Annotated in this window: 15 protein-coding genes and 1 riboswitch; of the genes, 3 read left to right on the top strand and 12 right to left on the bottom strand. The window is 67.0% G+C overall.

The window, feature by feature from the left end; all coding sequences use genetic code 11:
* Positions 1-23: 23 nt before the first annotated feature.
* Together FBY33_RS17810 and FBY33_RS17805 are read right to left on the bottom strand one after the other, a co-directional pair.
* Positions 24-1,034, bottom strand: a complete 1,011-nt coding sequence (locus tag FBY33_RS17810) for a zinc-dependent alcohol dehydrogenase family protein (RefSeq protein WP_200831419.1) — start codon at positions 1,032-1,034, stop codon at positions 24-26.
* A gap of 22 nt (positions 1,035-1,056) precedes the next feature.
* Positions 1,057-1,527, bottom strand: coding sequence for a pyridoxamine 5'-phosphate oxidase family protein (locus tag FBY33_RS17805; protein ID WP_142031675.1), 471 nt, complete (start codon positions 1,525-1,527; stop codon positions 1,057-1,059).
* 149 nt (positions 1,528-1,676) lie between these two features.
* On the opposite strand from FBY33_RS17805, the gene FBY33_RS17800 reads away from it, so the two are divergent.
* Together FBY33_RS17800 and FBY33_RS17795 are read left to right on the top strand one after the other, a co-directional pair.
* Entirely contained in the window at positions 1,677-2,585 is a 909-nt protein-coding gene (locus tag FBY33_RS17800; RefSeq protein WP_235010607.1) for a hypothetical protein, read from the top strand.
* Between the two features lie 11 nt (positions 2,586-2,596).
* On the top strand, positions 2,597-3,652 hold the full coding sequence (locus tag FBY33_RS17795; RefSeq protein WP_142031674.1) for a zinc-dependent alcohol dehydrogenase family protein: 1,056 nt from the start codon (positions 2,597-2,599) through the stop codon (positions 3,650-3,652).
* 31 nt (positions 3,653-3,683) lie between these two features.
* On the opposite strand, the gene FBY33_RS17790 is transcribed toward FBY33_RS17795, so the two are convergent.
* A complete protein-coding gene (locus FBY33_RS17790; RefSeq protein WP_142031673.1) occupies positions 3,684-4,148 on the bottom strand; it encodes a pyridoxamine 5'-phosphate oxidase family protein in 465 nt (154 codons plus the stop codon).
* Between the two features lie 163 nt (positions 4,149-4,311).
* On the opposite strand from FBY33_RS17790, the gene FBY33_RS17785 reads away from it, so the two are divergent.
* Positions 4,312-5,295, top strand: coding sequence for a S1C family serine protease (locus tag FBY33_RS17785; protein ID WP_142031672.1), 984 nt, complete (start codon positions 4,312-4,314; stop codon positions 5,293-5,295).
* Positions 5,296-5,390: 95 nt separating this feature from the next.
* Here FBY33_RS17785 and FBY33_RS17780 read toward each other — a convergent pair whose 3' ends face one another.
* The 9 genes from FBY33_RS17780 to aroA form a co-directional block, all read right to left on the bottom strand.
* On the bottom strand, positions 5,391-5,768 hold the full coding sequence (locus tag FBY33_RS17780) for a hypothetical protein (protein WP_142031671.1): 378 nt from the start codon (positions 5,766-5,768) through the stop codon (positions 5,391-5,393).
* Between the two features lie 62 nt (positions 5,769-5,830).
* Positions 5,831-6,229 carry a fluoride efflux transporter FluC gene (locus tag FBY33_RS17775; RefSeq protein ID WP_142031670.1) on the bottom strand — a complete coding sequence of 133 codons (399 nt, stop codon included), beginning with the start codon at positions 6,227-6,229 and terminating at the stop codon, positions 5,831-5,833.
* A complete protein-coding gene (locus tag FBY33_RS17770) occupies positions 6,226-6,627 on the bottom strand; it encodes a fluoride efflux transporter FluC (protein ID WP_142033016.1) in 402 nt (133 codons plus the stop codon). Before FBY33_RS17770 ends, FBY33_RS17775 begins: the two co-directional genes overlap by 4 nt.
* A gap of 7 nt (positions 6,628-6,634) precedes the next feature.
* Entirely contained in the window at positions 6,635-7,348 is a 714-nt protein-coding gene (locus FBY33_RS17765; RefSeq protein WP_142031669.1) for a metal-dependent transcriptional regulator, read from the bottom strand.
* A 45-nt stretch (positions 7,349-7,393) separates the two neighbouring features.
* Positions 7,394-8,152 (bottom strand): class I SAM-dependent methyltransferase, encoded by a 759-nt coding sequence (locus tag FBY33_RS17760; protein ID WP_142031668.1) that lies wholly within the window; start codon positions 8,150-8,152, stop codon positions 7,394-7,396.
* 96 nt (positions 8,153-8,248) lie between these two features.
* Positions 8,249-9,667, bottom strand: a complete 1,419-nt coding sequence (locus tag FBY33_RS17755; RefSeq protein ID WP_142031667.1) for an aminotransferase class V-fold PLP-dependent enzyme — start codon at positions 9,665-9,667, stop codon at positions 8,249-8,251.
* 37 nt (positions 9,668-9,704) lie between these two features.
* A riboswitch (SAM riboswitch) is annotated at positions 9,705-9,818 on the bottom strand.
* Between the two features lie 152 nt (positions 9,819-9,970).
* A complete protein-coding gene (hisN, locus tag FBY33_RS17750) occupies positions 9,971-10,783 on the bottom strand; it encodes a histidinol-phosphatase (RefSeq protein WP_056334967.1) in 813 nt (270 codons plus the stop codon).
* Positions 10,784-10,827: 44 nt separating this feature from the next.
* Positions 10,828-11,943 (bottom strand): ribosome small subunit-dependent GTPase A, encoded by a 1,116-nt coding sequence (gene rsgA / locus FBY33_RS17745; protein ID WP_142031666.1) that lies wholly within the window; start codon positions 11,941-11,943, stop codon positions 10,828-10,830.
* On the bottom strand, positions 11,933-13,315 hold the full coding sequence (gene aroA / locus FBY33_RS17740; RefSeq protein ID WP_142031665.1) for a 3-phosphoshikimate 1-carboxyvinyltransferase: 1,383 nt from the start codon (positions 13,313-13,315) through the stop codon (positions 11,933-11,935). The genes rsgA and aroA overlap by 11 nt, the downstream gene beginning before the upstream one ends.
* Between the last annotated feature and the right edge of the window lie 2 nt (positions 13,316-13,317).

The following is a 13,317-nucleotide window of genomic DNA, read 5'->3' as shown; positions in this document are numbered from 1 at the left end:
GAGGTGCGGTGGCGGCGAGGCGACTAGCGTTCCGGCCGTACCCGCAGGACCGCCGAACCGGTAATCCTGTCGGCTGCCAGGTCTTCCAGTGCCTGGTCCGCAGCCTTGAACGGGTACGCCGTAGTGGTGAGGGCCAGGGAAAGCCTCGCCGCGAGGGCCAGGAACTCACGGCCGTCAGCGCGGGTATTGGCCGTGACGCTCCGCAGCTGCCGTTCGAAGAAAAGCTCCCTGCCGTAATTAAGTACCGGGATGTCGGTCAGGTGGATTCCGGCGATGGCCAGGGTTCCACCACGGTCCAGGGCACGCAGCGCGGCCGGGACAAGGTCCCCCACCGGTGCAAAAAGAATGGCGGAATCAAGCGGCACCGGGGGCTGGTCATATGCCTCCCCCACATAGTCCGCCCCCAACTCCAGCGCGAGCAGCCGCGCATCTTCAGACCGGGTCATGACAAACACGGAGGCACCCTGTTTGAGCGCCAGCTGGGCAGTGATATGGGCCGAGCTGCCAAAGCCGTAAATACCAAGGCGGCCACCCACCGGGAGGGCGGCGCGCTTCAGCGCGCGGTAGCCGATGATGCCCGAACACAGCAGCGGCGCTGCCTGTTCGTCCGGGAATCCAGGCGGCAGCCGGTAGGCAAAGTCCTCCAAAACCGTCAGATACTCGGCATAGCCGCCATCCCGGTCCCAGCCCGTGAAGAGGGGCGTAAGGCATAGATTTTCGTCACCGCGACGGCAGTAATCACACGTGCCGCAGACGCCGCCAAGCCACGCGACGCCCACCCTGTCACCCGTCCTGAAACGGGAGCAGCCAGCCCCTGTTTCAACGACGACGCCCACTGCCTCGTGCCCGGGCACTGTGTGCGGACGGTGCGGGGCCAGGTCTCCTTCCGCTAGATGGAGGTCCGTGCGGCAAACACCGCAGACAGTCACTTCCACCAGCAGTTCGTGGGCCGCAGGCGTGGGAGTGTCACGGAGCCCCTGAACCAGCGGACGGGCGGAGATGGGGCCCGGCCCGTTCACCCACCAGGCGCGCACAATGCCTCCCGTCCGGGATGGCTTATTCGAAACCGGCGCGGGTTGCGTCATCCAGCGGGGTTTGCCACAGCAGCGGCGCGTTCACGCTGAAGCGCCTCCCCGTTATCGACTCAGGGGTGATGCGGATGAAGTGCTCCTGCCCCACGCCCTGCCACGGAAACAACGCCCGCCGGACGTCATCCAGGTCAGGGCCTGTGGGCGTCGCCTCAGCTGCCGTTCCCTTGACCACCACGCTCCAGGCAAGGCCAAACTGGGAGCTGACCGCATCTGCTTCCAGGGCCACGGTGGCCTCCGACTGGAGGGCCTGGTGCTTTGTGCCTGCGCCGGTGCGGAAAACCAGCGTGCGGCCGTCCACCTTGTAATTAACGGGAAAAACATCCGGATGGCCATCGGCGATGACGGCAAGGCGCCCAACCCCGCTTTGGGAAAGGAGGTTCCAGCACTCGTCCGCGTCAAGGATTTCCGGTACGGGCACGTTCGTTTTCTCAGTCATAGGGCACAGCGTAGGCAACTCTCCTGCCTCCCGTAAGGGCATAAAGGCCCGGCCTCAAAGGAAGGACCTATGGCCCTTGGGGCCCGCACGGCTCAGTGGGAGTCTGTGGGGACGCCAGGGAAACCCGGAGCTTCCAGCGAGAGGTGGCCATGCTGACGCATTTGTTCCCCAGCCGCCTGCTGTGGGCGGTTGCCGGTCTGCTGGCGCTGGCCGCTGCGGGAACCGGAATATGGCGGCCGGAGATCTACGATGGCGTCGTCTCCCGCGAGTTGATCCCCGGTGCTTACTCCCAGGACCTGCTGTCCGTGGCAGCGGGGGTCGGATTGCTGTACCTGGCATGGGCTGCGAGGCCGGACAGGGCCAAACACCAGATCGTGGCCATGGGACTGCTTGGCTATCTGTTCTACGCTTACGGAATCTATGTCATTGAGCGGACCTACAACGGCCTGTACCTGTTCTACATGGCTGTCTTCGCCCTGTCGTTCTGGGCCATGCTCACTGCCGGGGCCACCATGGGCCGGGACGCGCCATTCGTCTCCCTTCCCCGTGGTCTGGGAATTGTGTCGGCCGCCGGTGCCATCCTCCAGCCGCTGATCTTCTACCCCCTCTGGATCATGATGCTCCTGCCCTTGATGCGGAGCGGCGAGCAAATCGATTCCCTCTACTCGGTCTTCATCCTGGACCTCTGCTTCATCATGCCCGCATTCCTGGTCCTGTCCCTCCTGACCTACCGGAACCACCGTACGGGGCTGCTGCTCCTGCCGGCCCTGTACGTCCTCGGCTTCACCCTCATCTTTTCGCTGGCGGTGGGTGAAATGGTCAAACCCCTGTTCGGCGCTGAGCCCAGCATGGCCGCCCTGCTGCCCGCACTTGGGCTCTCTGGGCTGTTCCTGGTGCTCGGAATCCTGCATCTGGCCAAACTTCAGGTAACACAGGCACCCACAGCAGGTCCCGGTGTTCCACCGTCCGGCGGTACCCAGCCCGTTCACCAGCAACCCGCCCGTCAACAAACCCCGCAGGCCGGCCAGCAAACAACGCCGAAGCCCTCCCCACAGTAAGGAAAAACAGCATGAAAGCTCTCGTCTACGGCGGACCCGGTGACAAGTCATGGACGGATGTTCCGGACCCCCGGATCCAGCAACCCGGCGACGTCATCGTCAAAGTCGACACCACCACGATCTGCGGCACAGACCTGCATATCCTCAAGGGCGACGTTCCCGCCGTCGAAAAAGGCCGGATCCTGGGCCACGAAGGAGTGGGAACGGTGGTGGAAACGGGTCCTTCGGTGACCGGACTGAAGGTAAACGACCGCGTGATCATCTCGTGCATCAAGTCATGCGGCCATTGTGCCAACTGCAAGGCGGGCCTCTACTCGCACTGCCTGGGGAGTGAGGGGCAGGAAGGCACCGGGTGGATCTTCGGACACCTGATCGACGGGACACAGGCCGAATACGTCCGGGTGCCCTATGCCGAAAATTCGCTGCACCTGCTGCCTTCGGGGGTCAGCGACGAACAGGCCGTGATGCTTTCCGATATCCTTCCCACCGGATTCGAGATCGGCGTCCAGTACGGCCGGGTGAAGCCCGGCGACACCGTTGCCGTGGTGGGCGCGGGTCCCGTGGGCCTGGCAGCGATCACCACCGCAGGACTGTACGGCGCGGCCACCATTGTGGCCATCGACCTCGACCCCAACCGCCTGGAGAAGGCAAGGGAGTTCGGCGCCACGGACACGGTCCTTTCCGGCAGCAGTGACTGGCGGGAACAGGTCCTGGCCCTTTCAGGCGGACAGGGTGTCGATGTGGCCATCGAAGCTGTCGGCGTCCCGGGAACATTTGCCATGTGCACCGACATCGTGCGGCCTGGCGGATCCGTAGCGAACGTTGGAGTGCACGGAAAGCCGGTGGAGCTGCACCTGGAAAACCTCTGGATCCAGAACATCAACATCAGCATGGGGCTGGTGAACACCAACACCACCCCCATGCTGCTTAAGCTGGTGGCCCAGGGAAAGATCAGGGCGGAAAAATTCGCCACCCACCATTTTGGGTTCGACCAGTTCCTTGATGCCTACGACACGTTCTCCCGGGCCGCCGAAACCAAGGCGCTCAAGGTGATCCTCAAGTCCTGAGGAGGCAAGGCCTGATCAGGTTAGGCGGCCGCTACAGCCAGTCGGCTGAGAAATCGACGGGCGGCCACCAGCGGGAACGCGGCCTGACCGGGAACCGGCGGCCCGTGACATCAGTGGGGGTAATGGCCACCAGATGGTCCTTGATCCCCGGCTCCCACGGTTCCCGGTCGGCGTCGCCGGCCGGAAGGCGCATGGTGGTTTCATCAAAGGGCTGTGGCCTGCCTTTGGCAACAACGCTCCAGACCTCCGTGGCATACGGGTTGAGTCCGTCCACCTCCAGGGCGGCAACTGTGCCGCGGAGCAGGGCCCGAAGCTTGGTCCCGGGTGCCGTGCGGAACACCAGGGTTTCTCCGGTAACGGAAAAGTTCACGGGAAAAATCTCGGGAATGTCACCGTTGATGACCGCCAGCCGGCCGATATAGGAGGACCGAAGGTACCGCCAGCATTCCTCGGCGTTCAGTATTTCTGTTTGAGACCCTGCGGGGGAGTCAGTCATGCTCCGATCCTAAAGCCTGCGACAGGTGCTGCCCACCGCAATGCCGGCGTTCACCCAAGGCGTAGCTGTTCCGGGAGTGGACCCGGCCCATCCATTGTTGTGTCCCATAAGGCCCGTAAAGGGCATGCCATTGCCGGAAGCGGCACCAAGCCGGAGGTGCGTCATGGACCAGGCGCGGGAACCCATACCCACCGGGGACGAGGACGTCCTGGACTCGTACTCGCAAACCGTCATGCGGGTGGCAGCAGCCGTTACGCCGCACGTGGCAGCGATCGAAATGACCGCAAAAAGGGGCAACGGCAGGGTCAGGGTGGGCGCGGGCTCGGCGGTGCTCTTCACGCAGGACGGCTACCTGCTCACCAATTCACATGTCGTGGCCGGCACCCGGCACGGTTTTGCCGCGTTCGGAGACGGCAGCCGGATGGACCTGGAGCTGGTGGGAGCCGACCCCCTGTCAGATCTCGCCGTGGTCCACGGTTCGCGGCCCAAGGTGCCGCCCGCCGAATTCGGCGCGGCAGAGACGCTGCGCGTGGGCCAGTTGGTGGTCGCCGTCGGAAATCCGCTGGGCCTGGCGGGTTCAGTGACCGCGGGCGTGGTCAGTGGCCTGGGCCGGGCCATCCCGGTCTGGTCGGGCGGCAACCGGCGGGTCATCGAGGACGTCATCCAGACAGATGCTGCCCTGAATCCCGGAAATTCCGGTGGAGCGCTGGCGGATAGCCATGCCAGGATTGTTGGCATCAACACCGCCGTGGCCGGCGCCGGCCTGGGCCTGGCCATCCCGATCAACGCCACCACCCGCAGGATCATCTCCGCACTGTTGTCGGACGGGAGGGTGCGCCGCGCCTACCTGGGGCTTGTGAGCACCCCTATCCAGCTCAACCCGAGCGCCGTGATCCGCAGCGGGCGGCGGGAAGGGCTCCGCATCGTCGAAGTGCTGTCCGGTTCGCCGGCCGACAAGGCAGGCCTGTCCGCAGGCGACATTATTGTCACCGCCGGAGGCCGCCCCGTCAGCAACGCCGAAAGCCTGCAGCGGCTCCTGTTTTCCGATGCCATCGGCGAGCCGCTCGATGTGGCCGTGCTGCGTGACGGTACCGAGCTGCACCTCACCGCTGTCCCGGAGGAAATGACGGGCAACGGCCCGGCTTGATGCACGACGGCGGCCCGGCCGTGTGCAGGCACGTCACCGGGGCACGTCAGCAGGCAGCCATCGATCGCGTCATCGGGCACGGCACCGGGGCGGGCTTAAGGGCCAGCCGGGGGCGCTTCCACGTCCGCGATGCCCACGAAACGCGACCCCACGCCGTCGTACTCGCTGCGGACGCGGCCGGGGCGGACGTCGGGAACATCGGACGGCGCATGATGGCTGCACACCACGTAGGTGAAGTCCGGCCACCACTTCTTGGGCCGGGCCGCCTCCTCGTAACCGCAGACGGCGCATTCCAGGTGCACCCATACCGGCCGCTTGCCGGTCCGGTTGGCGCGCGACTGCACCAGCCAGGGCGGAGGATTGTCCAGGATGCCGCGGAGTTCGGCCTCCGTCATCCATTTCGGCAGGCCGTGGCGCTGCGCCATTTCGAGGGGAACATCAAGGGTTATTGCGGCGTCGCGTCTGCTGATCATCACCTTCCACCATACGGGAGGCCGCCAAATCGCCGGCCGGAACGTCACCGGAAACGGTGTCCCTAGGCGGCCAGCGCAATCCCCGCGGCCGCGGCGGCAAACCCAAGGCCCAGGTTGACTGCCACGTTCAGGGCCGCTGAACCGAACCGGGCTTCGCTGAGCAAACGGATGGTGGCGGTGGTCCACGAGCTGAAGGTGGTGAGTCCGCCGGCCAGTCCCGTGGCCAGGCCCACCTGCCATTCCGCGCCCAGTCCAAGCCTGGCAGTCAGCCCATGTGCCAGGCCGATGATGAAGCACCCCACAACGTTGACCACCAGCGTGGCCCAGGGCCAGTGCAGTGCCGCATGGCCAGCCGTGCGGACGCTGCGGATGCTGCTGTGGTGCGCGAACCAGCTGTCGATCGCGAACCGCAGGAGTGCGCCGGCCACGCCAAAGACTCCCACCAGGGCTGCCGTGATCATTGCAGCCCGAGGTTCCGGGCAATAAGCCTTCCGGAACGCCAGCCCAGGCCGGCAGCCGCCAGACCGAGACCCAGTGACAATCCCAGATACAGGATCCAAACGGGGTGTGCACCTGCGCGGGCCAACTGGTCCGAGGCGAAAATCGCCGCTGAAAACGTGGTGAAGGAGCCCAGCAGGCCCGGCCCTATCCCGGCTCGCAGCCAGAACGCCGTATGCGGGCGTGCCATCCAGACGGTGGTCAGCGTTGCGAGGACGAAACTGCCGCTGATGTTGATGGCCAGCGTGGCCCACGGGACCGAGCCGGGCACGTCCGGAAACGCCAGCCCCAGCCCGTAGCGCAGCTCACTGCCGATCAGGCCGCCGACGGCGACAGCCAGCCACGCGCGGCCGGTGGGCATCGCCACGTCAGGGACCGTCCAGAGTGCAGCCGGGGTGCGGGGCGTCGCTGGAGACCCACAGCGCGGCGGCGATTTCGTCAGCGAGGTCAAACTCGCGGGCGCCGCCCGAAGCGCCGATCCGCACCACCAGGGCGCCGCCGAAGGGCCGGCGCCCCACCACCTCGACATCGGCGTCGAGGTCGATGTCCTGGGCCGCAAGGTAGCGCAGCAGCTCCGGGTTGTCGTCGCTGATCCTGGTGATCCTGCCGGCATGGCCCTGGTCCAGTTCGGCGAGGAGGTGCGCGCGCGGCATCAGCACCTGCCCGTCGGCAGTGGGAATGGGGTCGCCGTGCGGGTCACGCTTTGGGTTGCCGAGCTTGGCGGCGACCCGTTCGATGAACGTGTCCGACACTGCGTGTTCGAGTTGTTCTGCCTCATCATGGACTTCGTCCCAGCTGTATCCGAGCCGCTGGACAAGGTAGGTCTCGATCAACCGGTGGCGCCGGACCATGGCCAGGGCCAGCCGCAGGCCGTCCTCGGTCAGCGTGACGGCGCTGTAGGGTTTGTGGTCCACCAGCCCCTGGTCCTTGAGCTTGCGGACCATCTCGGACACCGAGGAATTGGCCACCCCCAGGCGCTGCGCAAGCTGGGTGGACGTGATGGGCTTGTCCTGCCATTCCGTGAACGAATAGATGACCTTGACGTAATCCTCGATTGAGGAGGAGGGCGCGCTGGTCTTCACATTGTCAAGCCTACCGGCTCTGCAGGCGCGCTATGGGATGCACCGTCATGCCTTGGCCGCCCGCCAGGCCAGGGTGAGGTAGGGCAGGTCGATTTCCTGGTCAGGGGCGTAGGCCAGGTGTTCGTGCAGGTACCAGTCCAGGTTGGCCAGGACCTTGGCACGGGTTGCCTCGCCGGCGCGGAGGTAGTAGCTGCGGGACTTGGTGAGTTCCATCAGGTCCTTGGTGGTCACCGTGTCCTGCCAGTGGGTGACGTGCCCTTCGAGGCCTTGGAATTCGGGTCCGACGACGGGTTTGTGGCCGGGCCGGTACACGTCGCCTGCGTGCATGATCCGGGAGAGGCGGTGCACCCAGGCGACAGAGGTGTCCAGCTGGTTCCAGACCAGGCCGAGGGTTCCCTGCGGGCGCAGGACGCGGGCCAGTTCGGCGCTTGCCGCGAGGGGGTCACACCAGTGCCACGCCTGGGCGACGGTGGCGACGTCGAACCGGGCGTCGGGCAGCCCGGTCGCCTCGGCAGTCCCCGGCACGGCCGTGGCGGCCGGATAATGTTCCGTGAGTTGGGCGAGCATGTCCGCGGAGGGGTCGACGGCGGTGACGTGCAGCCCCATGTCCAGCAGCAAGGCGGTGAACTTTCCGGTGCCGGCACCCACGTCGAGGGCATCATGGGCATCGGCGGGTACCAGCCACCGGGCCGCCTCTTGCGGGTATCCGGGCCGGACGCGCTGGTAGTGCCTGCCGCCGTCCTGGAAGCTCTGCCCGAGTTCCCTGCGCCGCCCGTGATCAAGCTTGGGGCCACCCCGAACCACGCATGGCCTCCTTCACCTGACGTCCTGCGGTACCTTTCGAATTTACCGCATCCTCCTGGCCGCCGGATCGATGCCCTGGACGGCTTGGGCCGGCCGTCAGCCGTCGATGCAGGGCGCGGCGCCGGCGGTGCCCGGGGTGTTGGGTGCCCAGTGCGGGTAGGTGCGGGTGTCATTGGCGGGCACCCAGCGGCCTGCGTCCACCACGTAGTCCCAGCCCAGGCCGTTGCTCCGCAGGGCGCGGATGCCGGCAAGCAGCCGTTCGGCGTCCTCCAGGCGTGAACCGACACCGAAGCTGGCGCGAAGGGAACCGGACGGCAGGCCCAGGCGCTTGAGCAGGGGATGGGCGCAGAAGCGGCCGTCCCGCAGTCCCACGCCATGCTCTGCCGAGAGGTACGCCGCCACCAGTCCGGCGTCGTAGCCTTCAACAGAGAAATTGACCACTCCGATGGTCTCCGTTTCGGGGTTGGTGTCCTTGAAGATCTGGTGGACGGTGACGCCGTCGATCCCCTGCAGGCCCTCCACCAGGAAGGAACGGATGGCGGACTCGTGCGCATGCCAGCGTTCCTGGTCCAGTCCGGCAATGACCTGGGTGGCGCGGGCCAGCGTGGCGGCTCCCAGGACGTTGGGTGAGCCCCCCTCATGGCGCGCCGGTCCGGTGGCCCAGCTGACGCCGTCGAGCCTGGCTTCCTTGACCGCGCCGCCGCCCGCAAGGTGCGGGACGCCGGCGTCCAGCCAGTCCGGGCGTCCCACCAGGACGCCGGCGCCGAAGGGCGCGTACAGCTTGTGGCCGGAGAAGGCGAGGTAGTCGACATCGTCCGCGCTGATGTCCACGCGGCGGTGGGGAGCGAGCTGGGCGGCGTCCACCACGATCCGTGCGCCGTGCTCATGGGCCAGCGCGGCCAGGGCCCGGATGGGGAGGATTTCGCCGGTGACGTTGGAGGCTCCGGTGACCGCGAGCAGGCTGACGCCGCCCTGTGCAAGTTCGGCCCGAAGGGCCTCCAGGGTGCCGGTGATGGTGTCGGCGGCGATGATGCTGCGGTGCGGGACGCCCTGCCACGGCAGGAGGTTCGCGTGGTGTTCGATGTCCAGGTAGAGCACTTCGCCGTCGTGCCGGCCATTGGTTACCGGCAGGCAACCGGCCAGCAGGTTCAGCGAATCTGTGGTGTTGCGCGTGAAAATGACCGAATCATCCTCCCGGCCGCCGACGAAATCCCTGACGATGCTGCGGGCGTTCTCATACACGGAGGTGCTGATCTGGGATGCGTATCCTGCCCCGCGGTGGACGCTCGCGTAGTAGGGGAGGATCTCGTTCAGGTAGGCCGACACCACGGACAACGCCGGGGCGGAGGCGCCGTAATCGAGGTTGGCGTACCGCACGTGTCCGCCTGAAATCAGGGGTGCCTGGATTTCGGCGCCGGTGACGGCAGCGAGCGGCCGGCCGGCTGCGGCATGGCGTCCGTCGGGGACGTTGGCTTCGGCAATGGCGGGCTGGGGGGAGACGGTGGCAGTTGTCACAGAGACCTCACTTGATGACAGGACTCCGCCATGGGGGAATCCGCGCTTGCCGCATCCGCTCCGGACCGGCCTGGTCGTCACCCGGGGCACCCCACCGCGAATGGAGGGTTGCCGGCCAGCAAACCGGGGTTTTGCGCTGGCACTCGTGACCTGCCTAAAAGCGTAGGACATGGGGCGGCCAGGATTGAAGCCGCGGCAATTGTTAAGGCGTTTATTACGCACAGCCGAATAAACGACGCCGGACACCTCCCCAGGAAGGTGTCCGGCGTCGCATTATTCGCTTTTATGCGGAAAGCGCATCAGTTACAGCAGGTCGTCCAGGTATGGGTTCAGGCGGTGCAGGACCTCTGAGTGCAGGATTGAGTTCGTGGCCAGGGCGTTTCCGCCGAACGGGCCGTCCTCGCCTTCCAGGGATGTGAACCGGCCGCCGGCCTCCACCACGATTGGCACCAGGGCGGCCATGTCATAGAGGTTCAGCTCCGGTTCGCAGGCGATGTCCACAGAGCCCTCGGCCACCATGCAGTACGACCAGAAATCACCGTAGGCCCGGGTCCGCCAGACGTCCTCGGTCAGGCCAAGGAACTCGTCAAGGTTTCCGCGTTCCTTCCACCCGCCCAGGCTGGAGTAGGAGAGGGAGGCGTCGGAAAGCTTCGACACGTCGGAGACGCGGAGCCGGGTGGCGGCGGCAAGGGACCTCCCCATGTACGCGCCCATGCCTTTCGCCGCCCACCAGCGTTTGCCAAGGGCCGGGGCGCTGACCACGCCCACCACCGGTTCACCCTCGTCCACGAGGGCGATGAGCGTGGCCCACACCGGAACGCCGCGGACAAAGTTCTTGGTCCCGTCAATGGGATCGATGATCCAGCGCCGCGAACCGTGGCCGGTGCTCCCGAACTCCTCGCCCAGGACGGCGTCGCGGGGCCGGGATCGGGAGAGCTGGCCGCGGATGGCTTCCTCGGCGGCCTTGTCCGCGTCGGTGACCGGCGTCAGGTCCGGCTTGGTCTCAACGTGGAGGTCCAGGGCCTTGAAGCGGCTCATTGTCTGGTCATCCACGGAGTCGGCCAGGACATGGGCCAGGCGCAGGTCATCGTTGTAGCTCGAAGCGGGTTGGATCATGGTTCCAAACTACCGTCTGCAAACGGTTCTGCCGGGAGAACGCGTCAGTTGACGCTGCCGAGCTCCTTGGTTTCCTGTGCTTCCATCCGTGGATCCGCTCCCAGCAACCGCCGCAGGGACGCCAGCCGGGCAGGGCCGGTGGGGCCCGCGTGTCCGGCCGCCACCCAGTCGTCGAGGCCACAGTCCACCGCGGTTGCCGTGTGCTTGCAGCCCCGTTCGCACTTCTCGATGCCGGGGGAGAGGTCAGGGAATGAACGCAGGATCCGGTCCGGGTCCACGTGGGCCAGGCCGAAGGAACGGATGCCGGGGGTGTCGATGATCCAGCTGCCGGCTGGCGCATCCGCCAGCCGCAGGGCAAGGGCGGACGACGACGTGTGGCGGCCGCGTCCGGTCACGGCGTTTACTCCGCCGGTGGCCCGCTCGGCGCCGGTCAGCGCGTTCACCATGGTGGACTTTCCGACACCGGAGTGCCCGAGCATCACGGTGACCTTGCCGTCGAGGTGGTCACGGAGGGCAGCCACTGCCGCGCTGTCCAGCCGCGCCGAGAGGCCGTCATCGGACCGGGCGTCGATGCCCGACGCCTGGGCATCGGCGGTCCGGCTGATGATGACCGGGAAGTCCAGGTGAGTGTAGTTGGAAAGGAGTTCAGCAGGGTCTTTGACGTCGGCCTTGGTGACCAGCAGGATGGGCTCGATCCCGGCGTCGTAGGCGGCCACCAGCGCGCGGTCAATGAATCCCGTGCGGGGCTCCGGGTTGGCCGCAGCCACCACGATCACCAACTGGTCCGCGTTGGCCACCACCGCGCGCTCAATGGGGTCGGTATCGTCGGCGCTGCGGCGCAGGAGCGTATGGCGGTCCTGGATCTTCACCAGCCGGGCCAGCGTGTCCGGTGCGCCGGACACGTCCCCCACCAGCGACACGAAATCGCCCGCAACGACGGGGGAGCGGCGCAGTTCCCGGGCGCGCGCGGCAATGACAACGCGCTCGTTTTCCGAGTCCTCGTCCACCACTGCTGTATACCGGCCCCGGTCCACCGTGATGATCCGTCCGGTCACGGCGTCGTCATGGCTGGGCCGGTCCTTGGTGCGTGGCCGGGAACCCTTCTTGCTGGGACGGATGCGAACGTCCGATTCGTCCCAGGAACCAGTGCTACGCGCCACTGACGCGCCCTTCCGGTCCGGCTACGGACCCCGCTTCCTGGGCCAGCATGCCGGCCCACAGCTGTGGGAAGTCCGGCATGGTCTTGGCGGTGGTGCCGATGTCCTCCACCTGGACGCCCTCCACCGCGAGTCCCAGGATGGCGCCCGCCGTGGCCATGCGGTGGTCCGCGTAGCTGTGCACGACGCCGGCATGCAGCGGGGCGGGCCGGATCACCAGGCCGTCGCTGGTTTCCTCGGCGTCGCCGCCGAGCCGGTTGATCTCCGCCACCAGGGCCGCGAGCCGGTCCGTCTCATGCCCCCGCAGGTGGGCGATCCCGGTGAGCCGGGAAGGTCCCGAGGCCAGGGCGCACAGGGCTGCCACCGTCGGAGCCAGTTCACTGGTGTCCGCGAAGTCACCGCCCTTGATCTCCGGGCCGCCGGTGACGGTCAGGACGCCGTCAGCCAGGGTCACCGTGGCGCCCATGCTGGCCAGGATTCCGCGCCAAAGGTCTCCCACCTGCTGGGTTTCCGCCGGCCAGTTGGGAATCCGAACCGTCCCCCGCGAGGCGAGGGCCGCCGCAAGGAAGGGCCCGGCGTTGGACAGGTCCTGTTCGATCCGCTGGTCGAAGGCGCGGATGGGACCAGGCGCCACAACCCAGTGGTTGGGGACGGAATCGTCCACTGACACGCCGGCGCCGCGCAGGACGGCCACCGTCATGTTGATGTGGTCCAGGCTGGGCACCGGCTTGCCCACGTGTTCCAGGTGCAGGCCCTCGTCGAACCGCGCCCCCACCAGGAGGAGGGCGGAGACGAACTGCGAGGAGGCGCTGGCGTCGATCACCAGATGCCCGCCGCGCACTGCGCCGCTGCCTTCCACCACGAAGGGGAGCGACGACGGCGCGCTGCCGTCTTCGGCGGAGACGGCCACGCCCAGGGCCTTGAGGGCCTCGATGATGGTTCCCATGGGCCGCTTACGGGCGTGGGGGTCGCCGTCGAACAGGCTGGCTCCATTGCGGAGCGCTGCCAGCGGCGGAACGAACCGCATGACGGTGCCGGCGAGTCCGCAGTCGATCCTGGTCAACGAAGCCGACGCTGCCGCCGGCAGCGGCACCACCTCCAGGTCGGGACCGAAGGCGCCGTCCCCGGGTACTTCGGTGATAACGGCACCGAGCTGCCGGAGTGCGTCGACCATGAGCGCCGAGTCCCTGGAATGCAGGGGCGCCCGCAGCCGGGACGGGCCGTCCGCGAGGGCTGCCAGGACCAGGTACCTGTTGGTCAGGGATTTCGATCCGGGCACCGTCACGGTGGCGTCAACGGGCCGGAACGCAAAAGGCGCGGCCCAATGGTGGACAGGTATTCCGGAGCCGTCCCGGGTGGCAGCTGCTGCGGTCATTC

Source organism: Arthrobacter sp. SLBN-112, from assembly GCF_006715225.1.
In the GTDB taxonomy this organism is placed as follows: Bacteria; Actinomycetota; Actinomycetes; order Actinomycetales; family Micrococcaceae; genus Arthrobacter.
The sequence above is the reverse complement of the archived record's forward strand: the minus strand, read 5'-3'. Positions and strand labels throughout refer to the sequence as shown.

Coding starts and splice junctions, on each gene's coding strand:
- FBY33_RS17805 (WP_142031675.1), bottom strand. CDS start 1,527: ATGACTGAGAAAACGAACGTGCCCGTACCGGAAATCCTTGACGCGGAC.
- FBY33_RS17800 (WP_235010607.1), top strand. CDS start 1,677: ATGCTGACGCATTTGTTCCCCAGCCGCCTGCTGTGGGCGGTTGCCGGT.
- FBY33_RS17795 (WP_142031674.1), top strand. CDS start 2,597: ATGAAAGCTCTCGTCTACGGCGGACCCGGTGACAAGTCATGGACGGAT.
- FBY33_RS17790 (WP_142031673.1), bottom strand. CDS start 4,148: ATGACTGACTCCCCCGCAGGGTCTCAAACAGAAATACTGAACGCCGAG.
- FBY33_RS17785 (WP_142031672.1), top strand. CDS start 4,312: ATGGACCAGGCGCGGGAACCCATACCCACCGGGGACGAGGACGTCCTG.
- FBY33_RS17780 (WP_142031671.1), bottom strand. CDS start 5,768: ATGATCAGCAGACGCGACGCCGCAATAACCCTTGATGTTCCCCTCGAA.
- FBY33_RS17775 (WP_142031670.1), bottom strand. CDS start 6,229: ATGATCACGGCAGCCCTGGTGGGAGTCTTTGGCGTGGCCGGCGCACTC.
- FBY33_RS17770 (WP_142033016.1), bottom strand. CDS start 6,627: ATGCCCACCGGCCGCGCGTGGCTGGCTGTCGCCGTCGGCGGCCTGATC.
- hisN (WP_056334967.1), bottom strand. CDS start 10,783: ATGATCCAACCCGCTTCGAGCTACAACGATGACCTGCGCCTGGCCCAT.
- aroA (WP_142031665.1), bottom strand. CDS start 13,315: ATGACCGCAGCAGCTGCCACCCGGGACGGCTCCGGAATACCTGTCCAC.